The organism is Catellatospora sp. NPDC049133 (assembly GCF_040648455.1).
Taxonomy (GTDB): domain Bacteria; phylum Actinomycetota; class Actinomycetes; order Mycobacteriales; family Micromonosporaceae; genus Catellatospora; species Catellatospora aurea.
Genome location: NZ_JBEZDT010000029.1, coordinates 17206 through 43253 on the forward strand (window position 1 = coordinate 17206; position 26048 = coordinate 43253).

Annotated in this window: 18 protein-coding genes; 9 read left to right on the forward strand and 9 right to left on the reverse strand. The window is 70.5% G+C overall.

Translation table 11 applies throughout. From position 1 onward, the window contains the following. Positions 1-305: 305 nt before the first annotated feature. Both AB0B35_RS28950 and AB0B35_RS28955 read right to left on the reverse strand, forming a co-directional pair. On the reverse strand, positions 306-1022 hold the full coding sequence (locus AB0B35_RS28950) for a hypothetical protein (protein WP_361051031.1): 717 nt from the start codon (positions 1020-1022) through the stop codon (positions 306-308). A gap of 132 nt (positions 1023-1154) precedes the next feature. Continuing rightward, the gene (locus AB0B35_RS28955) at positions 1155-7640 is read right to left on the reverse strand and encodes an RHS repeat-associated core domain-containing protein (protein ID WP_361051034.1); all 6486 of its coding nucleotides are present in this window, start codon (positions 7638-7640) and stop codon (positions 1155-1157) included. 445 nt (positions 7641-8085) lie between these two features. On the opposite strand from AB0B35_RS28955, the gene AB0B35_RS28960 reads away from it, so the two are divergent. Next, positions 8086-8928 (forward strand): CHAP domain-containing protein, encoded by an 843-nt coding sequence (locus AB0B35_RS28960; protein ID WP_361051037.1) that lies wholly within the window; start codon positions 8086-8088, stop codon positions 8926-8928. Between the two features lie 43 nt (positions 8929-8971). Here the strand turns inward: AB0B35_RS28960 and AB0B35_RS28965 are convergent, their stop codons facing one another. Further along, positions 8972-9628: a hypothetical protein gene (locus AB0B35_RS28965; RefSeq protein ID WP_361051040.1), complete on the reverse strand. Its 657-nt coding sequence runs from the start codon at positions 9626-9628 to the stop codon at positions 8972-8974. A gap of 121 nt (positions 9629-9749) precedes the next feature. On the opposite strand from AB0B35_RS28965, the gene AB0B35_RS28970 reads away from it, so the two are divergent. Further along, the gene (locus AB0B35_RS28970; RefSeq protein ID WP_361051043.1) at positions 9750-11327 is read left to right on the forward strand and encodes an NAD(P)-binding domain-containing protein; all 1578 of its coding nucleotides are present in this window, start codon (positions 9750-9752) and stop codon (positions 11325-11327) included. Here AB0B35_RS28970 and AB0B35_RS28975 read toward each other — a convergent pair. From AB0B35_RS28975 to AB0B35_RS28985, 3 genes are all read right to left on the reverse strand, one after another. After that, on the reverse strand, positions 11301-11900 hold the full coding sequence (locus AB0B35_RS28975; protein WP_361051283.1) for a nitroreductase family protein: 600 nt from the start codon (positions 11898-11900) through the stop codon (positions 11301-11303). The two genes, AB0B35_RS28970 and AB0B35_RS28975, sit on opposite strands and share 27 nt — an antisense overlap. A 112-nt stretch (positions 11901-12012) precedes the next feature. Next, positions 12013-13146, reverse strand: a complete 1134-nt coding sequence (locus AB0B35_RS28980; RefSeq protein WP_361051046.1) for a glutamate--cysteine ligase — start codon at positions 13144-13146, stop codon at positions 12013-12015. A gap of 108 nt (positions 13147-13254) precedes the next feature. Then, positions 13255-14418, reverse strand: coding sequence for a M20/M25/M40 family metallo-hydrolase (locus tag AB0B35_RS28985; protein WP_361051049.1), 1164 nt, complete (start codon positions 14416-14418; stop codon positions 13255-13257). A gap of 204 nt (positions 14419-14622) precedes the next feature. Here AB0B35_RS28985 and AB0B35_RS28990 point away from each other — a divergent pair, with 204 nt between their 5' ends. Beyond that, complete coding sequence (locus AB0B35_RS28990) at positions 14623-15174, forward strand: peroxidase-related enzyme (RefSeq protein WP_360535662.1); 552 nt, start codon at positions 14623-14625, stop codon at positions 15172-15174. A 48-nt stretch (positions 15175-15222) separates the two neighbouring features. On the opposite strand, the gene AB0B35_RS28995 is transcribed toward AB0B35_RS28990, so the two are convergent. Continuing rightward, positions 15223-16050 (reverse strand): methyltransferase, encoded by an 828-nt coding sequence (locus AB0B35_RS28995; protein ID WP_361051052.1) that lies wholly within the window; start codon positions 16048-16050, stop codon positions 15223-15225. Between the two features lie 161 nt (positions 16051-16211). Here AB0B35_RS28995 and AB0B35_RS29000 point away from each other — a divergent pair, with 161 nt between their 5' ends. The 3 genes from AB0B35_RS29000 to AB0B35_RS29010 all read left to right on the forward strand — a co-directional run bounded on the left by AB0B35_RS29000 (position 16212) and on the right by AB0B35_RS29010 (position 19761). Beyond that, the gene (locus AB0B35_RS29000; protein WP_361051055.1) at positions 16212-18014 is read left to right on the forward strand and encodes a discoidin domain-containing protein; all 1803 of its coding nucleotides are present in this window, start codon (positions 16212-16214) and stop codon (positions 18012-18014) included. 123 nt (positions 18015-18137) lie between these two features. Further along, the gene (locus tag AB0B35_RS29005) at positions 18138-18797 is read left to right on the forward strand and encodes a hypothetical protein (protein WP_361051058.1); all 660 of its coding nucleotides are present in this window, start codon (positions 18138-18140) and stop codon (positions 18795-18797) included. A 256-nt stretch (positions 18798-19053) separates the two neighbouring features. After that, complete coding sequence (locus AB0B35_RS29010) at positions 19054-19761, forward strand: GGDEF domain-containing protein (RefSeq protein ID WP_361051061.1); 708 nt, start codon at positions 19054-19056, stop codon at positions 19759-19761. 108 nt (positions 19762-19869) lie between these two features. On the opposite strand, the gene AB0B35_RS29015 is transcribed toward AB0B35_RS29010, so the two are convergent. Beyond that, positions 19870-20697 (reverse strand): hypothetical protein, encoded by an 828-nt coding sequence (locus AB0B35_RS29015; RefSeq protein ID WP_361051063.1) that lies wholly within the window; start codon positions 20695-20697, stop codon positions 19870-19872. 173 nt (positions 20698-20870) lie between these two features. Here AB0B35_RS29015 and AB0B35_RS29020 point away from each other — a divergent pair, with 173 nt between their 5' ends. The 3 genes from AB0B35_RS29020 to AB0B35_RS29030 all read left to right on the forward strand — a co-directional run bounded on the left by AB0B35_RS29020 (position 20871) and on the right by AB0B35_RS29030 (position 23545). Continuing rightward, entirely contained in the window at positions 20871-21881 is a 1011-nt protein-coding gene (locus AB0B35_RS29020; protein ID WP_361051066.1) for a hypothetical protein, read from the forward strand. A 77-nt stretch (positions 21882-21958) separates the two neighbouring features. After that, positions 21959-22693: a VOC family protein gene (locus tag AB0B35_RS29025; protein WP_361051069.1), complete on the forward strand. Its 735-nt coding sequence runs from the start codon at positions 21959-21961 to the stop codon at positions 22691-22693. 51 nt (positions 22694-22744) lie between these two features. Next, positions 22745-23545: an FAD-dependent monooxygenase gene (locus AB0B35_RS29030; RefSeq protein ID WP_361051072.1), complete on the forward strand. Its 801-nt coding sequence runs from the start codon at positions 22745-22747 to the stop codon at positions 23543-23545. Positions 23546-23632: 87 nt separating this feature from the next. Here the strand turns inward: AB0B35_RS29030 and fxsT are convergent, their stop codons facing one another. Next, complete coding sequence (gene fxsT, locus AB0B35_RS29035) at positions 23633-26044, reverse strand: FxSxx-COOH system tetratricopeptide repeat protein (protein WP_361051076.1); 2412 nt, start codon at positions 26042-26044, stop codon at positions 23633-23635. Positions 26045-26048 lie beyond the last annotated feature (4 nt).

The following is a 26048-nucleotide window of genomic DNA, read 5'->3' on the forward strand; positions in this document are numbered from 1 at the left end:
GGAGCCACGCGGCCAGGTGGTCGTCGTTCATGTCGACCCCGACCATCCCCGCCGCATGCGCCGCCTCCAGCGGGATCACCTGGACCGTGGTCCCTGGGACGCCGGCCACTCGCTCTTCCTCTATCCGTACCCCACGTTGGCGGCACCGGCGATGTCACTCCACCGCAAGGGATCTTCGCGATCCCTTGCGTCAGGGTCCACGCTCCAGGGGAACGCTCACCTGACCGGCCGATCGGACCGAGCAGTGGCGGCCCTGCTCGAAGCTCGACGCTCGAAGGCGGACCCCCCACCGTTCGCCGTGCCCATCAGTAGTGGATCAGGACTCGGATCAGCCAGACGTCGTCGCCGAGACCGCGGAGGTAGTCGTCGGCGAAGGTGTAGTACCGGTCCACGCGGCGCCAATCGTCCAGGTCACCGAACGATTCGTCGTCGAACCACTCACCCTCGGCGGTCAGCAGCGCCCCGGTAGGGATCACGCGGGCAGCACGGATGCGCACGAAGTCCTCGCGGGGGGTCGCGTACCGCATGATCGGGTCGTTCTCCTCCTGCCAGATCGTGCCGTCGGGCAGGTTGAGCCGTGCCCTGAACGCCCGCATGACGGGTTGGTCAGCGTGCGCGTGCCGGGCTCGCGCGATGGTCTGCGGTCCCGGGTCGGCCCAGAACGGGATGAGGAAGTGCGACAACGGCAGTGCGGGGGGATGTGCGGCGGCCAGCTCGGCCCAGGCGTCCCACTCCCGCGCGGCGGCATCGGCTGCGGCTGCCCGCCCGGTGTCGAGGTCCAGCAGGACTTTGGGGCCGCCTTCGCAGCGCGACGGGTCGTCGGTGTCGATGCGGACGAGTCGCCGGTCGTTCTCGTTACCGGCAGCGACGAGGAAGAGGCTGTCGCTCATCGTCCAGCTGTCCCATCGGCCGCTTTCGGGATCCTCGGCGAGGTCGAACGGAGCGAGTGCGTCAGCTATCGCCGCCGTGACTTCGCGGCTCTCCAGCAGGTTCAGGCACGCGGTCACCGTGGCCTTCGACATCGCTGCTCCACCTCTCACTACGCCGCCCTGCAGCAGGTCGGCACCATACCAGCGCAGGCCGAGGGCACCGCCGCCGCGATCATGCGATCCCTCGGCAGGGTAGACCCTGCCGAGGGATCGCACGTCAGATGATCACGCGTCCGGAACGTAGTAGTTGCAGTTAATCCCATACATCACACATGGGCCATTCTCACCATATCGACCCATGAAGTAGAAGCCGGCCAGGAGGTCCAGCATTCCGGCACCCCTGACGACCTTAGGGGTCGGCTTGCCCACGGTGCCTCCTCCCGTCGGGCGGGTGCCCGCTGCCGCCGGACCCCGCGGTATCAGGCCCTTGGCGCGGGCCGTGGCGAGCGCCTTGAGGTGCGAGGCGCTGAAGATGTCACCGGTGTCGAAGCCGGTCGCCGGGTTGATGATGCGCACCCTCGGGTCATTGGCGAACCGTTTCTGCATCTCTATCGCCTCGGCATCGGACTTGGCGACGTACACCACGTACTGAGCCTGCTTCTTGGCACCCTTGTTCGAGGAGAGGTCAAGTTTCTTCCGGATGGTGGCCTCGGCGTCATCCAGGGCGTTGCGTGCCGGATTGTTGGAGTTCGACGACGTGGCATCCCAGGCATCGACGTTGACGACCTTGCCGTTGACGTAGGTGATCTTGACGTAGTCGGTCGTTGTTCCCCGGGCCACCGTCTTGCCGTCAGGACCTACCACGGAGCCCTTTGCCATGAGCTTGTCCGTGGCGGTCGCGTCCTGAAGCTCATACCTCGTGCCGGTCCCGGTTGTGGGATCGTACCCGTGCCCGTCGGCGGCCAGCTTCTGGTTCATCTGGTCCAGCGCCGCCTGCTCCGCCGGATTGGCCACCTTGCCACCCAGCACATGCGGCACACCGTTCTGGTCGACGACCGTGCGGACATTGCCGGTCGTCGTATCGGAGAAACGAGTGAAGCCCGTCTGCGACCAGTGGAGCGTGCCTGGATTGGGCACCCAGGGCACGCCGCCGGCAACCGTCGCTCGGCCGGACGGATCGCTGTGGGTGACCGGGTTGTTCCGAGCGTACGCATAGCCGCCCAGCTCACCAGGGGTGTCGAAGTCGACCAGGGGGTCGACGGAGGCGAACCGGCCCAGTGCCGGGTCGTACTCCCGAGCACCGAGGTGGGTCAGTCCGGTGAGGTCCCTTGTCCCGCCGACGAAGCCCTTGGTGTCCGGCCAGAACGCCGGCGACTGCCGGTCCGCACCGTACGGCGTGGTTCGCCGCCACGCAATGGCCCCGGTCGCCGCGTTGATGGCACAAGATGCGGTGCCGTGATGGTCCGCTACCTGGAAGAAGACCCCAGAGGTAGTTCGGACCGCGACGGTGCGTCCGGCGAAGCCATAATGGCGGGTGCCGCTCACGACGGTGCCGACCTGGGCGAGCTCCATCCCTGGCAGGTAGAGCGTGGTGTTGCCGCCGGGGTCCTTGCGGGCGATCCGGTTGCCGTCGGCGTCGTAGACGTAGGTTGTCGACAGCCCGCCGGTGGGTGTGCTGGTGGCCAAATGGCCCTCGGCATCCCAGCTCAATGTCTGCTGCGCAGCGAGGCCGCCTTGGGTGCAGTTGTTGGTGGCACCGCCAGCGGGACGGCATGTGGTGTTGCCGGCCGCGTCGTAGCTGTAGCGGTACGACTTGCTCCCGCCCGGCCCCACCTCTTCGACGCCAGTCAGCGTGTGCGGCTGGTTCTGCCCCTGTCCCGGAGCCGGGAACGTGTAGTCGCGCACCGTGTCCGTACCGCCGGTGGGCGAGTGGATGGTCTCCACGTCGCGGTTACCGACGGCGTCGAAGGTCCACGAGTGGTGGTACGGTGCCGGGCCGCCCACTCCGGTTTGCGCGACGCCGTCGGCGCAGGCATTGGTGCTGCTGGCCGTGGACCAGGCCTCGATCAGGCGCTGCAGGTGATCGTATTCGAAGCACTGAACGTCACGACCGCCGCCGGGTGGCGTATCGCTGATGGACAGGACGTTGCCTGCGGGATCATGCTGGTATTCCGCAGCCATGTCAACGACAGCAACGCCCTGACGGTTTACCTTCACCTTGCTGAGCCGACCGGTGCCGCGCTCGACCTCGTAGTTCAGCCAGGCCTTCCTGTCGGTACCCCCGGTGAACAGCTCCACCTGGAGCAGCTCGCCGAGGTTGCCGTACAGCGTGGAGGTGACGTAGCTGCTGAGCCCGGTGAGCGTGGTCGGGCGCAGCAGGCTGTCGTACGTCTGGGCGACCGCCTCGGCGGCGAGCCCGCCGGCCGCCGGCATGCCGATCGACCGAACCGTGCCGTCAGTGTTATAGGCGGTGGTGAAGTCGTAGGACTTGCCCAGCAGCGAGCCCACTCCGCCGGAGCCCGCGGCAGGGAAGCTGTACCTGACCGTCATCGGCCGGTAAAGCGCATCCCGGGTCAGGTTGATGGTGTAGTAGTTCTGACCCTCGACGATGCGCTGGCTGTAGTGGAGCTGCCCCTTGTTGCCGGCGTTGTCGTAGAACCACGCCGCCAGCTTGGTGCCGGTGTCGAGGTCGCCCTGCCAGGTCTGGGTCCGGCGGCCGATCGCATCGTACCGGTGTGAGAGCTTGATGTTGCGGCTGTCGGTGGTCGAGGTCAGCCGGTCGAGCTTGTCGTAGGTGTAGGTGCTGTCACCGGCGTCAGGGTCCTCCACGAGCACCTTGAGATTTCGCTGGTTGTAATGGTTGCGCCAGACGGTGCCCAACGGATCGGTGACGGTGCTCAGAGAACCGGCGGGAGTGTAGGTGTACCGGGTCACGTCGGCCGGGCCGGTCGGTTCCTCCCCGTGATACTGGTGCAACTCGGTGTTCTTGCCGCGAGCGTCATGGACCAGCGTGGTGGGGATGGCGCCCGCGGGAGGGTCGACGTTGATCCGGTCGCCCTCGTACGACGTCGTGGTCACCCACTTGGTGTCACCGGCGACGGAGAAGATGCCGACGATCGGCCGATCCGCACCGTCGAAGATGGTCGAGGTCTGGCCGTTCACCGAGCCCTCGGGAACGATGATCGGCGTATCGCCGGCCGTGCCGAGCGCGAGGTAGGTGGCGTTGCTCTTGCCTTCCTGCCCTGTGCCCAGATAGAACGTGTCGGTCAGCAGCCATCCACCGCCGGGCCCGGGCGCCTGCGTCTGCCGGCCGCGCAGCAGTCCGTCGAACAATTCATGGGTTGTCCGGTAGCTGCCGTCGTTGAGCAGTCGCTCGGAGGTGACGACCGAGGTCCGGTCGCGCCGGATCTGATAGCCGAACTTGAGATTCGGCTTGGCGCCCTGGGCCTTGTCCTGGTCGGCGAGCCAGACTGCGGTGAGACGCCCCAGCGGGTCGTACTGCATGTCGGTACGCTTGCCGTTGGCGTCGAAAACGGTGGTGACCACCCCGTAGCCGGGATCGATGACGGTGGTCGACGCGTGGTCGATTTCGTTGGTGGTCTTGGTCTGGGCGTTGAACCCGTCGACGTCGACATACTCGTACAGCGTGCGGCCATCGAGCGCATTCTTCGACGACAGCGGCCTGCCGTACCCGTCCAGCGCGGTGGTCTCCGAGTCCCGGACGTAGCGCACGTCGGCGCCGTCGTACTGGTCGAGGGTCTCGGTTCGGGTAGGCGTGCCCTTGACCGGCGCCTCGCCCCAGGCCTGAAGGTCGTAGCTGGTCCGGGTGTCGGCCAGCAGCTGGGTGGACAGGTTCGGGGAGGTGACGGCGCACTTCACGGACACCGTCTGCACTCTGGACACGTGGAAGTAAAGGTAGAGATCGGGGTTGTCGGCGTACCAGGTTCGCACGCACCGGTCGTCGCCGTCCTTGCCGGGTCCGACCTCACCGAGGTCGTCGAACTCCACGACCCGGCCCCAGGAGTCGCGCTTGCTGGCGACCTGCGTCTCGCGCCAGCGCGGCTGGCCCTGAGCGTCATCCGGCAGGGCGACGAGCTCGCGCGCCACCCCGGTGTCCACCATCGAGGCCTTGAGCTCGCCCCATGACTCAGTCTGCGTACGGGTGATCACACGCCAGGGCTCGTTGACCGACTTCGAGACGATCTCGCTGCCGTTGTAGACGATGCTCTCCAGCTCGAAGCCGGACAGCTCGTCGTGGTCAGTGAAAGTCTTGCCGGTCGAGTCGGTCACCGATACCGCGGGAGTCGAGCCGTCGGCCTTCTTCGCGCCGCTCATACCTCGCATGAAGAAGTGGTCGGTGCGCGTGGGCATGTTCTGGCCGTCACCGGTTCGCACGGTCACCTGCGGGTAACCCCGCCAGTCAGACCAGGTCAGGTCTGCGGTCTCGGTGATGCCGTCCGGGTCGGCCTTGCGCCACGCGGGCGTGCCGACGTATTGGTAGGCCGCGACCATGTCGGGATTGCCGCCGACCAGGTCGTCGGTCACGACGCTGTCGACGACGTATTTGTGAAACCAGTCAGTCGCCTTGTCCTCGTCATCGCCGCCGAGCGGGTTCCAGATGACCGGGTAGCAACGCAGCGTGGAGTGCCCCGCCGTGGGCAGGTTGTCCTTGGTGCAGTCCGGCGCCTTGTAATTGATGGTGATCTGCGCGCCCGTGTCGGTCTTCACCGTGGCCAGCCGGTATCGGATGAGCGGACCGAGGTTGTCGCCGTCCGGCACGATGCGGTTGGGCAGTTGGATGCCGTCGAGCTCGGTCGGCGGCAGGCTCGTGGTGGCACCACCCCAGTGGCCGTTCCGGGTGATCTTCTTCAGCCACAATGTACGAGAATTGTCGTCGTTGACCTTGAAGTCGTGCTCCAGATCCCATGACTCCACCGGTGTCCACGTCGCACCGGTACGGATCTCGGTCCGGATCGACACCAAGCGCTTGCGGGTGAAGAAGGTGGGCGAGCGCTGTACGTCCTTGCAATGGGTGCCGGCCGCGCAGATCAGGTCGACGGGCACATCGGGCCAAGACGCTGCTGTGCTCTCATCGAGGTCCGCCGGATCGCAGCCGACACCTGCCGAGGGGATGCAACGCTCGACGGTGTCGAACTGCACGCGGGCCGGCGCGGCGCTCGCGTAGACCTCGCCGTCGCGCTGGCCGTAGTCGATGCGGGTCAGGTACCCCCCGCGGTCGTAGCGGACTCCGTCGACGTCGGTCCGCCCGCCCCTGGCGTAGTGGTTGGTTTCCCGGGCGTAGTAGTACGAGATGACGTTGCCGCGAGGGTCGATGGCGTAGTCGAGGTTCCAGCGCCATGCCTGGTCGCAGTGCGAATCGGCGAAGCCGGACGACTGGTGGCAGGGCTCACCGGTGTCGTCGCCGTATACCGGCGCCGACCACACGGAGTCTGTCGCGGTCTTGCCCGTGGTCCAGCCCGGCAGACGGTTCAAGCCGAAGAAGTACTGGCTGCCGTCAGTCGCGGTGAGCTTCCAGTACTCGCCGTCGTTGTCGCCGTTCACGGCGCCGGTGAGCCGCTCCACCTTGGATCCGTCGTCCTGCGACAGCTTCCAGCTGTTGTCGCTGATCTTCACAAGGGCGCCGGAGCGGCCCGCCATCATGACGGTGCCGTTGTGAAACGCCCAGCATTGGTCGCCCGAGGTCTGGTGGCCGTCATCGGCGCACGGCTTGTAGCGGCGTTCGATGTAGCCGGGTTCGAACGTGAAGCCCTCTCCGATCCAGGAGCCCTGGTTGTTGGTCGCCGACGTCCGACCGTCGACGGCCTGAGAGGAGTACGCGAGCCCGACCGTCGGCGTGAACCCGTTGGCCGGCGTCGGCACCCGAACCGGGTAGTTCCAGCTGAAGCCGCCGGAGGACAGCTGCGTCTGCCACGACGACGAGGGCGAGAGCTTGGTCGCGGTGTAGGCACCCTGGCTGGAGGAGACACCGGCGCTGAGCGCCAGCACCTTCGCGTCGGAGCCGGTTGCCGCCAGATCCACGTCCGCGGTGACGGCCTGTCCGGACACGTCGTTCACCGAGGCCAGCGGTGTCACGGTTCGGCACGCGGCCTGCTCGGGTGTGGTGAGAGCGCACGCGGGCAGCGTCACGAGTCGTAGTCGGGCACCCCAGTCGCCACCAAAGGCATGCGCGAAGCCACCGTAGCCCACCGAGATGCGGGCGGCCGCGTTGTCACCGCCGTCGGATCTGGAAACGGTGAACACCGGCCCGTCGATCCCTGCCCGGGTTGCGGCACCACGGTCGTACACGTGCACCCGCGCCCGCTGCGGCGTCGCCTGCGCGGAACGCGTCGAAGCACCTGCCGTGCGAACCGGGAGTACCTGGACCGGCAGGCCACCGACGTTCGCAGGGGAGTTCGCCGCCGCGACCTCCAACTCGCGGGTGGCCAGGATCGGCCACGCGACGTTGTCGGGCCGGGTCATGCGCTTGTCGGCGGTCGGGTCCTTGCGGGCGGGCTCGGTCACCGCCGAGCGGCCACGGGCCGGCTGCGGCTGCGCCGCGGCGGCCGGGCGGCCTGAATCACCTGCGGCCTGCGCGGGCAACTGGCCTTGCGCGACCACGCCCAGTGCCACCGCCAGCACCACACCGACCCACCGCCCCGCGTGCCGCGCCGGTGCGCTGCGGCGCGGCGTCACCGGCGCGAACGATGTGGATGACGGCGGCACCGGCAATGGCCTACGTCTCGATGAAATGGGCGACACGATCTGACGCACGACGACTCTCTCCGCTCGGATGCCGCAACGGGAGGCAACCTAGCCAGGGTTGGCGTCAATGTCAGCCCCGCTTGTCGAGCCTGGCCGGTAGGACGCGGCGGGCACAGGAACGGGCATGGGCCGTCCGGCGCCGACCCATCCTGGCCATGATCAGCGGTCACGGAAATGTCGTTGGACTCACAGCTCTCAGCACGCATCGATCCCCGGCCGTCACTGACGACCGGAAGATCGTTATCTGGCCGTTACCTGGCCGCACACAACGGACAGACATCGTGGCGGAGCAAGGCCCTGTCGCATCCCTCGCATCGTGAAGCTTCGGTTCGACGATGGGTCAGATCGCGCTGGCAAGTCCGGCGTTTGTAGCGGGAATGTACGAAGTGTGTAAGTCGGCTTCGTACCGTCGCCTCACCGTGCACCTCAGTTCCATCCCCCGGGGAGGCAAACCATGTCAGGAAGAGTCGGACGCGCACTGCGCGCCGCGGGCGTCATCATCGCCATCGCGGTGTCCGGCGCGAGCGTCGCCGCGACACCGGCCCACGCGGCGTCACGTGACGGCGTCTGCGACAGCGGCGAGTTCTGCTACTACTACAACAGCGACTTCGCCGGGTCGATCTCCGACCACGGGTCGTCGCTGGCCGACTACGGTGCCACCCAGCCGTCGTGCTACGAGTTCAAGAGCGCCGGCAACGGCCAGGGCCTGTGCGTGAAGAACAACGCGGCGTCGGCGTGGAACCGCACCGGCAGCACCATCCGCGTGTACTACAACAGCGACTTCGGCGGCACGTCGCAGGACATCGCGTCCGGGGCGAAGGTCAACCTCAACGCCTCGCTGAAGAACAACAACGCCTCGCACCAGCCCGCACCCACCGGCGGCGGCGACAGCTACCCGGCCAAGGACGACTACCCCTACCGCGGGGCGACGACCGGTGTCGACCCGTGGAACTTCTACAAGGGCCAGTGCACCAGCTTCGCGGCGTGGGCGGTACGCAGCCGCCTGGGCATCGCGTTCCACAACTACTACGACGGCGTCCACTGGGGCAACGCCAACAACTGGGCCAACGCCGCCCGCAGCGCCGGCATCCCGGTGTACGGCAGCCCGAAAGCCGGTGACGTCGCGGTCCGCCTCGGCGGCACCTGGGGCCACGTCGCGTTCGTGACCAGGGTGAACTCCAACGGCACGTTCGAGGTCGACGAGTACAACTACAACGGCGGATCGGCCTACAGCCACCGCACCGTGTCGGTGGGCACCGCCAACAGCCAGTTCTCGCAGTTCGTCCGCTTCAAGTGAGCAAGACCCGGACCGAGGAGACCGACCGCGCAGGGCCGCCTCCTCACCACTGAAGCCTTGTCCAGGATCCGCCGGCGTAGACCGGCGGATCCTGGCTGCCCTTGACGCTGTGCCATTCCGCATGCCAGCGCTCGGGTGGTCCGGCCAGCAGGGCCCGCACCTGCGCGGCGCTCTCGTCGGGCCGCTCCGGCTCCCACGGCACGCTCACGAAGATCTGGTATGTGTCCAGCTCTTCGAGCCACACCACGAGCTCACCGGCGTCAGCGGCACGAACCTTGACGGCCCCGACTCCCGGCGGCAGTGCGAGGTCGGTCAGGATGAGGCGCCCGGCCCGGCGTTCCGCGGTCTCCCAGCTGTGGTCGGCCCCGATGCGGGCCACCTCGGCGTCATAGGCGGCAGCGTCGAACACCGCCGTTCGCCGATCGACCTGCCAACTCACCCGGGTCCGGCCCCACTCCCAGCGCACGGTATCGCCTTCGCGGCGGATGCGCGTCTCGATGGCGACGCAGTCCGGGCCGCAGCCGGGACAGCAGGCGATCGTCGCGGTCGTGGGCTCGTCGGTCGCCACGAAGCGGTTCACCGGCACGAGGACGTGCCACGGGTCGGGGCCGTCGTTGTCATCGGCGCGGCTGACGTCCTCGCCGTCGATCCGCACGATCACGCGCAGGCCCTCGACGGCCAACGACAGCAGCGAGGTCACCGCGCGAATCTAGCACCGCGCGGCCAACGGACCGGATCGGCGGCGCGACCCACCGCGCACGAAGCATTGACGCATCGTTATCGATGATGGAGTGTCGTGGCATCCCCGAGGAGGAGTGTCCATGACAGACAGTGCGCCGGTCGGGGTCCGCCACCGGTATGTGATCGTCGGCGCGGGCCCGGCCGGACTCCAGCTGAGCTACTACCTGCAGCAGGCCGGAGCCGACTACCTCACCCTGGAACGGGCGCCGGAGCCTGCCGAGTTCTTCCGCCATTTCCCCCGCCATCGCAAGCTCATCTCCCTCAACAAGGTCCACTCGGTCAGCACCGACCCGGAGATCCGCCTGCGCTGGGACTGGAACTCGCTGCTGCAGGACCCGGCCGAGCTGCCGTTCGCCGACTACAGCCGCGAGTACTTCCCGCATGCCGACGACATGGTCCGCTACCTGGGCGACTTCGGCCGCCACCACAAGCTCAACGTGCGCTACGACACCGATGTGCGGCGGGTGGACCGGGCCGGGGACGGGTTCGCGGTGCACACCGCCGACGGGGTGGTCCTGGCCGACTGCCTGGTCGTGGCGACCGGTTGGGGCCGGCCGAACATCCCCGACGTCAAGGGCATCGAGCACGCCGTCGGCTACGAGGCGATGAGCACCGACCCGGCCGACTACGCCGACCAGCGGGTGCTGATCCTCGGCAAGGGCAACTCCGCGTTCGAGACCGCATCGGCGCTGCTCGGCCATGCCGCGATGATCCATCTGGCGAGCCCGCGGCCGCTGCGGCTGGCATGGAACACCAAGCATCCCGGTGACGTACGCGGCCACCACGGGGCGGTGCTGGACAGCTACCAGTTCAAGACGCTGCACTCGGTGCTCGACTGCGTCATCGACGAGATCCGCCCGGTCGGCGACCGGTTCGAGGTCAGCCTGACCTACACCCACGCCGACGGGGAGACCGCGGTCATGGAGTACGAGTCGGTGCTGCGCTGCACCGGGTTCGCCATGGACACGTCGCTGTTCGGCGACGGCTGCCGGCCGCGGATGACCCCGAACGGCCGGATGCCCGCCACCCGCCCCGACTGGCAGTCGCTCGACGTCGACGGGTTGTACTTCGCCGGGACGCTGGCCCAGGACCGGGACTTCAAGAAGGCGTCCTCGGCGTTCATCGACGGCTTCCGGTACAACCTGCGCACCCTGACCCAGCTGCTGCGGGAGCGCTACGAGCAGGTGCCGCTGCCCTACGACGAGGTCGACGCCGACGCCGGCTCGCTGACGGCGGCGGTGCTGGACCGGGTCAACTGGAGCTCGGCGCTGTGGACGCAGTTCGAGTTCCTCACCGACGCCCTCGTCGTCGACCCGGCGTCCGGGCGGGTGCGGCACTACCACGACCTGCCCGAGGACTACGCGGTCGCCCGGTTCGGCGACCAGCCGCACCTGTACACGTTCGGGCTGCGCTGGGGCCGCGACGAGTACGCCGACGTGTTCGCCATCGAGCGGCATCCGCAGCCCGACCGGGCCGCCGAGAGCGCCTTCATCCACCCGGTGGTCCGCCGGTACCGCGGCGGCGAGCTGGTGCAGGAGCTGCATCTGCTGGAGGATCTGCTCGCCGAGTGGCGGCGCGAGGACCGGCACGTGCGGCCCCTGCACGAGTTCTTCACCCAGGACCTGGCCCGCTCAGCGGTGGACGAGCACCTCCGGTAGCGGCTTGCGGGACAGGGCGGGCACGGTGACCCCGTCGGCGGGCCGGCCGACGGGCATCACCACGCACGCCCGCTCCTCGGCCGGGCGGCCGCAGATCTCGTTGAGGAAACGCATCGGGCTCGGCGTGTGGGTGAGCGTGGCCAGCCCGGCCAGGTGCAGCGCGGTGATGAGCACGCCGACGGCGATGCCGACGGACTCCTTGACGTAGTACGGCTTGGGGGTGTTCGGGCCCTGGTGGACCTCGAACACGACGATGACGACGGGGGCCGTCTCCAGGAACGGTTTGTGCCAGTCGGTGCCCATCGCCGAGACCGCCTCCAGCCACTCGCGCGGGGCGCGGCGGGTGTAGAACTCCCGCTCCTCGGCCTCGGCCGCGAGCCGCAGCGCCCGCTTGCGGGCCGGGTCGGTGAGGACGACGAAACGCCACGGTTGCACGTTCGCGCCGCTGGGCGCGGTAGCGGCGGCGCGGACGGCGTTCTCGACGACGTCCAGCGGGACGGGTTCGGGCGAGAACTCGCGCACCGACCGGCGGGCGGCCATCCGGTCGGCGAACTCCTGGGCGGTGCGGCTCATCTGCTCGGGGTCGAGGCGGTCCAGGTGAAACGGGACAGTGGCGACGGCGTTCACGGGGCCTCCAAAGGGGTGGCTTCGCCGTCCAGCATCGCCCACCGGCGGGCCGTCGCGCTTACGCCGGATTGCCCTGTTGGCGCTGACCCGTCGTCTGCTCGGCGACGTAGTCGACGACCGCTGCCGGGCCGCCGCGCTGGGACGCCGCGCGCTGCCGCCGGGCCCCGGACCCGCCGTCCAGCAGCCGATCCAGTCCTGCGGTCACGTACTCGTACTCGCCGTTGGCGAGCAGCTGCGGCTCGACCAGTGCGACCAGGTCACGGGCCAGCTCACCGGCCGGGCGCAGCCGGGCGGTGGCAAGGTCCAGGCCGTCGCCGTCGAGGCCGTCGCGGGCGGCCCGCCAGTACGCGGCGCGCAGCAGCTGCTCGGGCACATCCGGGGCGGGTTCACCGCGCCCGGCGACCGCCGACAGGTGCGTCACCAAGGCCCGGACGACGACGGCGTACCACACCGCCTCCTCGGCGGTCAGCGCCGCGTCGGCGACCCGGACCTCCAGGGTCGGGTGCTGCGCCGAGGGACGCACGTCCCAGAAGACGGTGCCCCGGTCCACGAGCGCACCGGCCTCCTGCAACGTGTCGACGACCTGGTCGTAGTGGGCGGCGGAGTCGAAGCGCGGCGGCGGGCCCGCCACCGGCCAGCGCGGCCAGGTCATGGTGCGCCAGCTGGCGTACCCGGTGTCGCGGCCGTCCCAGTACGGCGAGTTGGCGGTCAGGGTCAGCAGCACGGGCAGGTGCGGGCGCAGGTGGTTGGACACGGCGACGGCCAGGTCACGGTCGGGCATCTCGACGTGCACGTGCAGGGCGCAGATGGCCAGCTCGTCGTGCAGGCCGCGGAACGTCTCGATGCCGCGGGTCTGCCGTGGCCCGGTGGTCATCGGCGGCGGGACGGGCCCGGCGACCGGTGCGGAGCCCGCCGACAGCAGCCGCAGCCCGGCGGCGTCGGCGGCCGCGGCGACCACCTGGCGGGCCTGCCCGACCTGCGCGGCCAGCTCTGCCATGCCCACGCACGGGTCGGTCCGGGTCTCCAGCTGCAGCGTCGTGATCTCACCCGAGACGCGGGCGCCGAGCGTCGCGGACGCCTTCTCCACGACCTCGGCCGCGCGGGGCGCCGGAACGCCGGTGGCCGCGTCTACGACGAGGAACTCCTCCTCGACACCGAACCGCGGCGGGGTCCGGTTCGGCTGCTGGGTCACGGTCGTCGCCTCCGGCATGGTCGGGGCCGCGCGACACGGCCGCCCGGAGCGTACCGGCCCGCGGCCCACCTGCGGTCAGGCACGCCGACGACACGCCGATGTGGACTGTCAGCCGGTCGCGGCTCCCGCCGCCGCCCGCCGGGCCCGGCCGCGCGGCTGCTCCAGCACCGCGGCGATCAGCCCCGCCAGCAGCGCCGCCCGCGCGGGCATCTGCGACACGTCGACCCACTCGCTGCGCGCGTGCGAACCCCCGCCGACCCCGCCGAGCCCGTCCAGGGTCGCCACACCCAGCGAGCCGGTGAAGTTCGCATCGGACGCGCCCGGCGCGTGCGCGCCGCGCACCTCGGCCAGGCCGAGCCGGCGGGCCGCGCCCCGGGCCAGGTCCAGCAGCGGCAGCGCGACGTGTTCGGGCAGCGGGTAGCGGTTGACGCCGCCGCCGACCGACAGCGCCGCGCCGGGCACCTGCGGCGTCATCGCCCGCACCAGCCGGTCGACCCGCTCCAGCTCGTCACGGGTCCAGGCGCGCACGTCCACGCAGAACACGGCCGACTCCGGCACCTGGTTGGTCATCGTCCCCGCGCTGAGCAGGGTAGGGGTGACGCTGGTCCCGCCCGCCGCGAAGGAACGCACGGCCAGCACCTGGTGGGCCAGCTCCACGGCCGCGTTGACGCCCCGGTGCGGTTCCACCCCGGCATGCGCGGCCCGGCCCTGCACCGTGATCCGGTACATCGAGCCGCCCTTGCGGGCCACCTTCAGCGCCCCGTCCTCGGTGCTCGGCTCGCCGACCAGCACCGCCCGGGAGCGGCGGGCCTGCTGCTCGATCAGCGGCCGGGACGTCACCGAGCCGGTCTCCTCGTCGCAGGTCAGCAGCAGGCCGACGCGGGAGGTGTCGGGCAGCAGCGTCAGGGCGGTGAGCATCTGGACGATGCCGGACTTCATGTCGCACACCCCCGGCCCGGTGGCGATGGGCCCGCGTACCGTGAAGGGCCACTGTTCGACGGTGCCGGCCGGCCATACCGTGTCGTAGTGGCCCAGCAGCAGCACCCGCTGGTCCTCGGCGGCCCACAGCAGATGCGGCAGCCCGTCGTGGACCACCCGGCGCGGCGGGCGGCCCAGGGCCGCCGTGCCCCACGCCGACAGCAGGTCGGCGCAGGCGTTCAGCTGCGGCAGCGCCCCCGGCGGCGACTCGGTGTGCACCAGCTCGCGCAGTTGCGCCGTCATCGTCGCGGCCCGCAGCTGCGCCTGACCGCCCATATGCTCCACGTCGGACATGTCGTCAGCGTGGCAGCGCCGTCGCGCGCCTGCCAGCAGCGAAATTGCGCAACCGGCCGGGCCTGGCGTCGCGGCAGGCCGACTGCTCCACACCGGACCGACCGGCCCCAGAAGCGCACATACGAAGAAGCGAACCCCCGTATCGAGCTGGGAGAATGCCCAAGGAGTGTGCGGCGGCCGCACGCCGGTCAGTGAGGAGTGGCGATGGCGCACATCGACCTCGGTGTGGACGAAAGCCGGTTTCCCGGCATCAACGGGCCGATGCGGTTCCGGCCGGAGACCGCGGGGCCGCTCAACGCGCTGGCCGAGGCGCTGCTGCACGCGCCGCACCCGACGCTGAGCGCCGGGGAGCGGGAGCTGATCGCCGCCTACGTCTCCGGGCTCAACGAGTGCGTGTTCTGCTGCTCGTCACACTCGGCGTTCGCGGCCGCGCAGCTCGACGCCGGCATGCCGCTGGTCCAGCAGGTCCGGGCCGACCTCGACGCCGCCGACATCAGCGCGAAGCTGCGCGCGCTGCTGCGGATCGCGGCCGCCGTGCAGCAGGACGGCCGCAAGGTGACCACGGCGCTGGTCGACGCGGCCCGCGCCGAGGGCGCCACCGACCTGGAGGTGCACGACACGGTGCTGATCGCGGCGGCGTTCTGCATGTACAACCGTTACGTCGACGGCCTGGGGACGCTGCCGGCCGCAGATCCCGCCGTCTACGAGCAGTCCGCGCAGCGCATCAAGGAACACGGGTACGGCGCGCCCGCCTGACGCCACCGCCGGCCGGGCGGCACCCGGCCACCTGCGGCAGATGGCTGTTCAACCCGGGCGGCGTCCCCATGCCGAGATCAGCGGCGCGAGGGTGAGGTCGAGCTCGCCGGCGTCGACGGCGGCCAGGTGCAAGTCGATCTCGGCGTCGTCGGCCAGCCCCGCGGCGAGCAGCTCGGCGCGGACCATCCGCACGGTCGCGGCCTCCAGCCGGTCGCAGGCGGTCCCGCCGACCGGGAAGCAGCCCGACGCCGCGACGTCGACCAGGCCCGCCGCCCGCAAGACCTGCGGCAGCGTACGGCCGAAGCGCAGGTCGGCGCCGCGGCGGGTCATCAGCTCCCGCACGGCGCGCCGCAGCCGGTTGGCGCGCTCCTGCGCCGGGCCGACCTCGTCGAGGCACGCCAGCGGCTGCAGCTCGGTGTCGGCGTCCTCCACCAGCAGCCATCCGCCGGGCCGCAGCGCCGCCACCATCGACGCCAGCGCCCGCGCCCGGTCGGGCAGGTGTACGAGCACGAGCCGCGCGTGCACCAGGTCGAACGTGCCCGGCTGCGGCGGCGGGTCCGCGACGACGTCGTGCCGGCGCACCTCGTACCGGGCGTGCGGGTCCAACCAGGCCGGATTGATGTCCGTGGCGAGGACATGGCCGGTCGGCCCGACGGCCGCGGCCAGCGCCTCGGGGATGCTGGGGCCGCCGGCGCCGACCTCCCAGCAGCGCGAGCCCGCGGCCACCCCGAGCCTGTCGACGTGCCCGCGCGTGACACCGTCGAACAGCTCGGCCAGCCAGGTGAACCGCTCGCCCGCCTGCACTCGGGCGTTGTCGAGCAGGTAACCGTGGTCCCGGGCAGGCCCGGGGCCGGCGGCGGGTTGCGAAGAACTCATGGCCCCATCCTCACAGGGTCTGCCCGCCAGCGATGGCATCGATGGACTTGACAGGAGGACTCGCGGCGACGAATCTCGCGGGAGAGCGCTCTCTGCACTGTCCGCGGCACGGAACAGCCCCCCGCGCCGCGCTGTCCCGTCCACCCCAACAGGGAGAATCCATGTCTACGCTCGTGCGGTCCGTGGCTCGCCACCGCGGACCCGCCAAACTGCTCGCCGTCACAGCGGCACTGATGCTGCTGCTGGCCGCCTACGTCGTGGCCCTCACCGGATCCGGCGCGCACGCCGCCGACCCGCTGATCACCCCCCACTGCGGCGCGTCGGCGTCGTCGGCCGAGAACGCGGCCACGCCCGCAGCCGCGGCGTTCGACTCCAACACCGGCACCCGCTGGTCCAGCGCGTTCAGCGATCCGCAATGGATTCAGGTCGACCTGTGCGCCACCCACACCGTCAGCCAGGTCGTGCTGAACTGGGAGACCGCGTCGGCGCGGGCGTTCCAGATCCAGCTGGCCGGCTCGGCGTCCGGGCCGTGGACCACGGTCTACAGCACCACCACCGGTCCCGGCGGGGTGCAGACCCTCGCGGTCAGCGGCTCGGGCCGCTACCTCCGCCTGTACGCCACCGCCCGCAACACCGCCTACGGCTACTCGCTGTGGGAGTTCCAGGTGTACGGCACGAGCGGCGGCACCGGCGGCTGCGGCACCGCCAACGCCGCGCTGAACCGGCCCGCGACCGCGTCGTCGGCTGAAAGCGCCGCCATGTCCGCCGCCGCGGCGTTCGACGGTAGCACCGGCACCCGCTGGTCGAGCGCGTTCAGCGACCCGCAGTGGATCCAGGTCGACCTCGGCGGCGCACTGCCGATCTGCCAGGTCGTGCTCAACTGGGAGGCGGCCTCGGCCCGCGCCTTCCAGATCCAGGTCGGACCGAGCGCCACCGGCCCGTGGACCGACGTCTACGCCACCACCACCGCAGCCGGCGGCACCCAGACCCTCAACGTCAACGGCGTCGGCCGGTACGTGCGCCTGTACGGCACCGCCCGCACCACCGCCTACGGCTACTCGCTGTGGGAGTTCGCGGTGCGGACCGGCAACGGCCCGACCAGCCCCAGCCCGGTGCCGCCGAGCAGCTCGCCGTCGCCGAGCCCGGGCGGTTTCTGGGGTGAGACCGGCAGCATCCCGCCCGCCCAGAACGTCGTCATGCTCAAGATTCTGAACCGCACGAACGGCCGGTACCCGGACAGCCAGGTGTTCTGGAGCTACAACGGCGTGGCCCGGTCGATCGCCGAGCAGCCGTACTTCGACATGCCGGTCAACACGGCTGGGCGCATGTACTTCCACCTCGGCTCCCCCACCGGCCAGTACTGGGACTTCATCGAGTTCACGGTCGGGCCGGCGCAGTTCAACGGCAACACCACCCGGGTCGACGCGTTCGGGCTGAAGCTGGCCATGCGGCTGGTCTCCCACACCGGCTACGACGTGTCCGTCGGGGAGGACCAGGCCACGTTCGCCGAGGACCGGGCCGTGACGTTCCAGCGGTTCGTCAATGCCGTACCTGCCGAGTTCAAGCACCTCGGACAGGTGCAGGCGCCGTACCGGATCCCGACGCCGGGCAGCGACCCGGCGTTCCGGCCCGGCGGCCAGTACGCCGACTACCTCAGCTCGTACGCCGCGTCGGTGGGTGTCACCGCGACCACCGCCGACATCACCGGCTGCGCGGGAGTGCTGGCCAACGACCCGGCCATGTGCTCGGCCCTCAACCGGCACGTGGCGCACCTGCCACGCGCCCAATGGTCGACGCCGAGCCTGTACTACCAGGCCGCGCCCGCGAACTATTACTCGAAGTTCTGGCACGACAACGCGATCAACAAACTGTCGTACGGCTTCCCGTACGACGACTACGCCGACCAGTCCTCGTTCGTCTCCGCCGGCAACCCGAAGTTCCTGCTGGTAGCCGTCGGCTGGTAGTCCTCCGACCCGGCCCGGTGCCTGTACGACGACACGTGCGGGCACCGGGCTTGTGCAACGCGACGGTCCGGCCTGGAGATCGGCCGGGCTCGTCGGCGAGCGCGCGGGCGATACCGTCCAGGCGTGGTTCTGCGAATCCTGTTCCGGATCGGGGTCGTATCGGCGCTGGCCGCGGCGGCGCTGACGGCCGGCGCGTGGATCGGCACCGCGCAGGGCCTCGACCCGGGACCCGGAAGCCTGCGGTTTCCGGTGATGCTGGCCGTGACCGCCGTTCCGATCACGGCCGTGGGCCTGCTCGGCTGCACCGGAGTCGGGCGCACCGTAATGGCTTGCATCGCCTGGTGTCTGCTGTCCTTCGGGCAGCTGACCATCATGATGGCGGCTTCCGACGCGGTGCTCGGAGAGCGCGGACGCACGGTCACCGCGACGGTGACCCAGCTCGTCGGCCACGACCTGTCCGAGGACGGCGGCGACTACCTCTACCGGGTGACCGACGCGCAGGGCAGGCCGCTGGCCGGCCTCCTGCGCACGCCGAACCAGCGCGGCATCGGCAGCGACGTCGCCGTGCTGGTCGATCCGCAGGGCTGGGCGCATCCCACCGAGATCGCCGCATACGAACCGGGCACCGATGCCCTGACGCTCCTGATCCTGGCGGGTATGTTCGGCGGCCCGGCCATCGTGCTCTACGTGCTGTCCTGCCTGCCCGAAGACCGCCGCCGCGACGACACGGCCCCGGCACCGTGGCACAAGGAGGCGTTCAACCAGGTAGTCCGCAGCACGTGAGACCTTCGGCGACACCCGCCGCGGGCGGTTCGACGTGCCGCCGAGGACGTGTGCTGATCACGGACGGCCGAGCCGAGCAGGATCCGGCGTCGCGGCATTCCGTCAGATCCGGCCGCCCGCAGCCGCCACACATCACAGGCATCGACCGTTGTACGTACGTGGCCCCCGGGCGGCCCCTCGCCGCCACCACCGACCGGCGCGGACGCCGCGGCCCACCGACCCGCCGCAGCCGACGCCGCCGAGGAGGCGCTCCGCGATGTCGACCACCCTGTCCGCCCTGACACTCGCGACGCTGGCCGCGGGAACCGCACTGATCATCTGCCGGCTCACCGGCTCCCGCCTGCGACGGCGGCTGCTCGCCCGGCTGTGGCACGCGGTGCACGTCGACGCCCTCACCGGCCTGCCCAACCGGGCTGGCGCGCTGGACGAACTGGGCCGCCGCTACGCCGACCACCGGCCGCTGAGCCTCGGCTTCGCCGACCTCGACCAGTTCAAAGCCATCAACGACACCCACGGCCACGAGGTCGGCGACCGGGCGCTGCAGCACATCGCGCTCGTACTGCGCACACACCTGCCGGACACGTTCGCCGCCCGCATCCACGGCGACGAGTTCGTGTTCGCCTGGCACGCGCTGCTGACCGACGCCCTGGCCCACGCATGGCACGTACGGCACCTGGTCAGCGCACACCCGCTGCGGCTGCCCGACGGCGAGCTCATCGAACTGCGCATGTCGATCGGCGTCGCCGAACGCAGCCTCACCGGCGATCTGCGGCTGCTGATGCACCACGCCGACCTGGCCATGCACGACGCGAAGGCCAGCGACAGCGGCTGTGCCCCCTACAACCCGCAGCACCACGTCAGCGCGGTGACACCCCGACCGGGGCTACGCGCACGGGAACGCCGCCACGCCCCCACCCCGTTGGGGAGCCAGGCATCGAATCACACCACACCGAACACGGGTTGACCGCCGGCCGCCTGGCCTCCCAGCGGATCTGGAGCCCCGCCGACCAGCGGGCGCGGACATGCCCGGTCCTCCTCCTGGGAGAACCGGGCGCGGTGTCCGGGCGGACCGCTATCCGATGCAGATGCGCTGCATCTGCAGACTCCAGTTGCCGGCGAAGGGGCCGACCTCGCGTGCCACGATGCCGCCGCCCACGGGCAGCGGGGTGAGCGTGGCGATCGACGCGTCGCCGAGCGCGCCGGTGATCACGCCACCGACTGCGGACACCTGCGAGCCGGCGGGGCAGGCAGCCCCGTTGGTGCCCTTGGGTGAATTGGGGTTGGACGCGGAGGTGGCGCTCCAGTAGTCGCTGATGGGCAGGGGGTCGGCGCAGACCGCCTGCGTCGTCAGGGTGTAGTTGCCGACGGCCGCGTTGTCGTAGGCCGTGACGGACAGCTGCGTCATCGCGGCGTCGTAGCTGACCTCGTCGATGGACACGTTGCCGAAGGCGTCGGTCAGGAAGTAGCCGCCGCCGACGATGTTGTCGCCCGCGGGGCAGGCCGCGGTCTGGAACTTGTCGTTCACGTTGGAGGCGGACACCGTCTGGACCACGGACCGGTTGACGAGCGCACCGGCCGGGGCGCAGACGACGGTGACCTCGACGGTCCAGGCGACGGCTGTCGCGATGGCCTCGATGCCGGAAGCGGTGCCGCCGCCGGCGGCGTCGATGTAGGCACGGGTCAGCAGGACGTCACCGCCGCCGTTGTTGACCTGCCCCATGACGCTGACGATGTCGTCACCGGGGGCACATGAGGCGGAGATGTTCTTCGGTGAGTTGGCGTTTGCCGGGCTCACGGCGTTGACCTGGTACAGGCCGATGAAGGCCTGTGCTGGAGTCGCTATCTGCACCATCGCGGCAGTTGCCGCGATGGTGAGTAGCGCGGCGAGTTGTTTTCTCATGTCAGCCAGGGTCGGCACGGACGTCACGGTTGCCTCACGGCACGGTCAGTGTGACTGTCGTTGGTCCGGCATAAGGCATGGGCGGGCACCGTTCCCGCCCGAGGACCCGAACTCACTCTCGAAGCCGCTCCCGCTAGGCTCGCGCCGATCAGCACGGTCCCGAGGGAGTGCCCATGACCAGGACGACCCCGCCCCGCCCGCACGCCGTCCTCGCAGCGTTCCCGGAGCTCGCGGCCCACTCGGCCACAGCCACCCGCCTGCACCCGCGCCCCGGCAACCCGACCGTGCACGACAGCTCGGTGGGCGGTCCGCTGCTGTGGCCCGCCGGCGAACCCTGGCCGCACTGCGACGAGGACACCCACTACGCGTACGACCCCAAGCGCCCCGAGCAGGTACGGCGGTGGCGGCAGCTGCTCGACACCGCCTGGCGGCGGACCCGCCGCGGCGAGCGGCTGCAGCTCAGCGAGGCGGAGCAGTTGGAGCTGGACGGCCTCGACACGACTGAGCCCGACGAGTCGATCGAGCAGCCGATCGCGATGCTGCCGGTGCTGCAGCTGTACCGGCGCGACGTCCCCGGCTGGCTCGGCCCTGACACCGCTGACCTGCTCCAGGTGCTCTGGTGCCCGCTCGACCATGACGATCTGGGGTACTGTCCGCGCCTGGAACTGCGCTGGCGGCGTGCCGCCGACGTGGGCGCGGTGACGACCACGCCACCGGAACCCGCGGTCCTGTCCGAGCAATACCTGCCCGAACCGTGTGTGCTGCACCCCGAGCAGGTACGCGAGTACCAGTACTCGGGCTTGCTGCCCAAGGAACTGGCAGTGCGGGTCCGGGCCTGGGAGCAGGAACCGGCCGCGCCCCCACGCCGCTACCAGTACGACCTGTCCATCGCCCCGGGCTGGAAGCTGGGAGGATTCGCGTCCTGGCACCTCACCGACCCGTACCCGATGGACTGCACGGTGTGCGACGAGCCGATGTGCCTGCTGCTGAGGATCCACGGCACCGAGTGGGACGGCGGCTCCGGCAGTTGGCGACCGGTCGAAGAGGACGAACAGCCAGGCGAGTTCCACTCCCTGGAGGGACCGAACAGCCCCACCGGCATCACCATCGGTCGGGGCTACGGCCTGTGGGTGTTCCACTGCCCGACGTCCTTCGACCACCCGCACCGCACCGCGATGCAGTGAACTCGGCGGGCATCGGCCTGTCCTGGAAACCTGGTGTGGTCGGCCCTGGTCGCAGCGAGGCCGATAAGATCACCGGCATGGCGACGCGGCTTGTTCAGATCAACATGAAGGCTCGGGACGACTCCGCGCTGGGCCGCTTCTGGGCCGAAGCGCTCGGCTGGGCGATGTCCAGCGAAGGACCCGGCGTGACCAACCTCGAACCCGAGGGCTTCGTGTACCCCGACCCGGTTGCCGTCGTCGTCGACCTGGTCGTCTCCGCGGAGCCCAAGACGGTGAAGAACCGCGTGCACCTCGACCTCGCCACCACCTCGGCTGCCCATCAGACCGAACTGGTGGCGCGCCTGACCGCCCTCGGCGCCACCCCCGTCGACGTCGGCCCGGTCGACGTGCCGTGGGTGGTCATGGCCGACCCGGAGGGCAACGAGTTCTGCGTACTGGAACCACGTCCGATCTACCGCGACACCGGGCCGGTCGCCGCAATCGTCGTCGACTGCGCCGACCCGCAGGCCATGGCCCGCTTCTGGGGCAGCGCCACGGACTGGGCCGTGCTGGAGACGAGCGAGACCGGCGCGGCACTGCGCTCCGCCAAGGGCGTCGGCCCGTTCCTGGAGTTCATCCGCTCCCCCGACGTGAAGACCGGCTGGAACCGGGTCCACCTCGACGTGCGCCCATACCCGGGCGACGACGTGCAGGCCGAGAAGTCCAGGCTGCTGGCGCTCGGCGCAGCGGCCGTCGACCTGGGCAGCGACGTTCATTGGACGGTCCTGACCGACCCGGAAGGCAACGAGTTCTGCCTGCTCGCTCCGGCCTGATCAACGAACACGGTACCCCGAGCCGACCTGGCGGCGATCATCACCGATGCCGTGGCCGACAGCGTCGAGATCATCTACGGTGACTCCAACGCCACCCTCGGCCAGGACGGCGGCGGCGGCGACGTCACCTTCGAATGGGGCACGCCCCGGCGGTTCGACCTGGTCATCGGCACCGACGGGCAGCACTCGACGGTCCGCAGGCTCGTCTGGGGACCGGAAACCGGCTTCGTCACCCACCGCGGGATCTACGTGGCCACCCTGCCCGTCGAACGCGAACTCAACCCGACGACCGACGTGCTGCTGCACGGCATGCCCGGCCGCCTCGCCTCCGTCCACCCGGTACGCGGCGACGGCGGCATCGCGGCGCTCATCTGGCGCGGCAAGCCCGTACCGGGCTACGACCACCGCGACACGGCCCAGCACAAGAACATCGTCGAGCAGGCGTACGCGGGCGGCGGGTGGATCGTGCCCGAGCTGGTCGAACGCGTACGTGACGCCGAAGACCTCTACTTCGACACCGTCAGCCAGGTGCGTCTCGACACCTGGTCCGGGGGGCGCATCGGGCTGCTCGGCGACGCCACGTCATCGGTCTCGCTGTTCGGGGAGGGGTCGAGCCTGGCGATGGCGGGGGCGCACACCCTTGCCCGCACTCTCGCCGAGCACCACGACCACCCCGAGCAGGCCCTGCAGGCTTACGAGCGCGCGCACCGCAAACTCACCGCGCCCAAGCAGAACGCGTTCGCGACGGCCGCGACGCTCATGGTGCCGGCCACCCGGCTCGGGGTGGCACTGCGCGACAACGGCGCCCGCCTCGTCACCGGCTGGCAGCGGCTCACAGCCAGGGCGAGCTGACCGCTCCGCTCCCCCACGCACATGGGCGGTGAGAGCTCGGTCTCGAAACCGCCTGGGCCGGCGAGGACCTGTGACGTCCAGTCTTCGTCATTCTTCAGTGTCAGTGCGGGCTCCGTTCTCGGAAGAGAGGTCGCCGCACCGCTCCCGCCAGTGGGCGAGACTGCGGCGGGTCGCCAGGGTGTCGGGGTGGTCTGGCCCGAGCACCCGCAGCCGGTCGGCCAACAGCTGCTCGTATACAGCGACCGCCCCAGCCGCATCTCCCGCCCGGCCCTGCCAGCCGGCGAGGTTGCTGCGGGTCTTCAGCGTGTCGGGGTGATCCGGTCCCAGCACCCGCAGCCGGTCGGCCAGCAACTGCTCGGACGCGGCCGCCGCACCAGCCGCATCACCGGCCTGGCCTCGCCAGTAGGCCAGGCTGTGGCGGGTGGCGAGGGTGTCCGGGTGGTCAGGGCCGAGCGCCCGCAGCCGGTCGGCGAACAGGTCCTCGAACGCGGCAACCGTCCCGACCACGTCCCCCGCCGCGCCCCGCCAACCGGCGAGGCTATGACGGCTGGTCAGGGTGTCCGGGTGGTCGGCTCCCACCACGCGCACCCGGTCGGCTAACAACTGCTCGAACGCGGCCGCCGCACCAGCCGCGTCACCAGCCTCCCCCCGCCAGGTGGCGAGGTTGTGACGGGTCGCCAAGGTGTCGGGATGGTCGGGGCCAAACACCCGCAGCCGGTCGGCCAGCAACTGCTCGAACGCGGCCGCCGCACCGGCCGCGTCACCGGCCTGCCCCCGCCAGTAGGCCACGTTGGCACGGGTGGTCAGGGTGTGCGGATGGTCGGGTCCCAGCACTCGCACCCGGTCGGCCAGCAACTGCTCGGACTCGGCCGCAGCCCCGACTGCGTCACCGGCCTGCCCCCGCCAACGCGCGAGATTGCCACGGGTGGTCAACGTGTCGGGATGGTCGGGGCCGAGCACGCGAGAGATGTCGGCCAGCAACAGCCCGTACGCCGCGACTGCCCCAGCCACGTCACCGCTCGCACCCCGCCAGTAGGCGACGTTGGCGCGGGCGGCCATGGTGTCACGGTGGACGGGTCCGAGGCGCCTGTGCGCGATCTGGTGCATGCGCTGGAGGTAGTCGACGGCTGCCCGGACTTGCCCGACCTGGCCGAGGCGACTGCCGGTGGTGAACAGCACGACGTGTACGCCGTTGTCGGGTATCCAGAGCGGGTCGGGGTTGGTGTGGTGCAGGTGTTCGGTGTTGGCTCGTAGGGCCTGGCCGAGGTCGGGATCCAGGTCGGTATCGGCGGCAGGCCATACCGCCTGGAGCGCGTCGGCGGCGGCAACCGTGGCGCTGTCTCGCACGGCGGGCGGGGTCTGGTCGCGAGTGGCGCGCTGGATGAGGGCATGTACGCGCAGGCTGCGGGCGGGGTTGCCCGGGTCGTGGACGGCCAGGCTCAGCAGATGCAGGTTACGCACCGCATCGTGCACGTCCTCGGCCATGACCTCGGCGCCGGCCGCGTTGCTGAGCCACGCCGATACCGGCGGGGCGGTGAGCACCGCGGCCGGGATGCCATTCGGGTCGAGCAGGCTCGCCAACTGCAGCAACGGCCGTGACAGGCCTGCCGGGTGCAGGGTGTCGGCGTGGTCGACGGACAGCGACCAGGTCGCGGCGACGGTCGCCCGGTGCTCGTCGGGCAGCGACTCCGGCTCAGGCACCAGATGCTCGAGGCCACGCCGACAGTCGGCGAGCCGACCGCGGTAGGCGCCGCATGCCATGTTTCGGTCGATCATGTAGGCCGCAGCCTGCGCGAGGGCCAGTGGCAGGTATCCCAGGTCGGCAGCCACACCGTGGATGTCGTCAGCGAGGCCGGGGTGTGCTGCCAGCTTCGCGGTCAGGTATTCATGAGCCTGCGAGGCCGCGAACAGGCCCACCTGCACCAGCACCCGATTGTCACGCCGTAGGGCGGAGTCGCCGCGTCGGGTGGTGACGACCACCGATCCAGCCCCGGTCGCGGGCGGCCACCATCCGGTCAGGTCCGCCGGCCGCGTCAGGTCGTCCAGGACCACCGCCCACCGCTTGCCCGAAGTGGCCAGCCATTGCAGCAACCACTGCGCGGCCTGCTCTCCTTCCCACCGCGAGTCCGCGCCGACGGCAGCGGCAGCCTGTGCGTAGGCCGAAACGATCGACTGCCGCGATCCGGCGTCTGCCCACAGCAGCAGGTCGACGTGCTCGCGCTGCCACAGGCTGGTCGCCCAGCCGACGGCGAGCTGAGTCTTGCCCACCCCGCCCATGCCTGAGAGCACCACCGTCCGGCTGTCGCCCACAGGTAAGAGAGCTTGCTCGTCGGGCCGGGGCTGCCAGCAGTCGGCCAGCGGCGGCACCCGGCCTACCGCGATCGGCCAGGCCGGTTCCGGTCGGCCGCCGAAGACGTTCACCTGTACGCCGTCGCCGATGTACAGGCCTTTGGCGTTGGGTGCGTTGACTTCGTACCGGGGCGGGCTGTCGTCGGTCACGGCC

What these genes read in the sequence shown, in the direction of transcription:
- AB0B35_RS28950 (WP_361051031.1), bottom strand. Translation starts at nt 1,022, where the DNA reads ATGTCGAAGGCCACGGTGACCGCGTGCCTGAACCTGCTGGAGAGCCGC.
- AB0B35_RS28960 (WP_361051037.1), top strand. Translation starts at nt 8,086, where the DNA reads ATGTCAGGAAGAGTCGGACGCGCACTGCGCGCCGCGGGCGTCATCATC.
- AB0B35_RS28970 (WP_361051043.1), top strand. Translation starts at nt 9,750, where the DNA reads ATGACAGACAGTGCGCCGGTCGGGGTCCGCCACCGGTATGTGATCGTC.
- AB0B35_RS28975 (WP_361051283.1), bottom strand. Translation starts at nt 11,900, where the DNA reads ATGAGCCGCACCGCCCAGGAGTTCGCCGACCGGATGGCCGCCCGCCGG.
- AB0B35_RS28985 (WP_361051049.1), bottom strand. Translation starts at nt 14,418, where the DNA reads ATGTCCGACGTGGAGCATATGGGCGGTCAGGCGCAGCTGCGGGCCGCG.
- AB0B35_RS28990 (WP_360535662.1), top strand. Translation starts at nt 14,623, where the DNA reads ATGGCGCACATCGACCTCGGTGTGGACGAAAGCCGGTTTCCCGGCATC.
- AB0B35_RS28995 (WP_361051052.1), bottom strand. Translation starts at nt 16,050, where the DNA reads ATGAGTTCTTCGCAACCCGCCGCCGGCCCCGGGCCTGCCCGGGACCAC.
- AB0B35_RS29000 (WP_361051055.1), top strand. Translation starts at nt 16,212, where the DNA reads ATGTCTACGCTCGTGCGGTCCGTGGCTCGCCACCGCGGACCCGCCAAA.
- AB0B35_RS29010 (WP_361051061.1), top strand. Translation starts at nt 19,054, where the DNA reads ATGTCGACCACCCTGTCCGCCCTGACACTCGCGACGCTGGCCGCGGGA.
- AB0B35_RS29015 (WP_361051063.1), bottom strand. Translation starts at nt 20,697, where the DNA reads ATGAGAAAACAACTCGCCGCGCTACTCACCATCGCGGCAACTGCCGCG.
- AB0B35_RS29020 (WP_361051066.1), top strand. Translation starts at nt 20,871, where the DNA reads ATGACCAGGACGACCCCGCCCCGCCCGCACGCCGTCCTCGCAGCGTTC.
- AB0B35_RS29025 (WP_361051069.1), top strand. Translation starts at nt 21,959, where the DNA reads ATGGCGACGCGGCTTGTTCAGATCAACATGAAGGCTCGGGACGACTCC.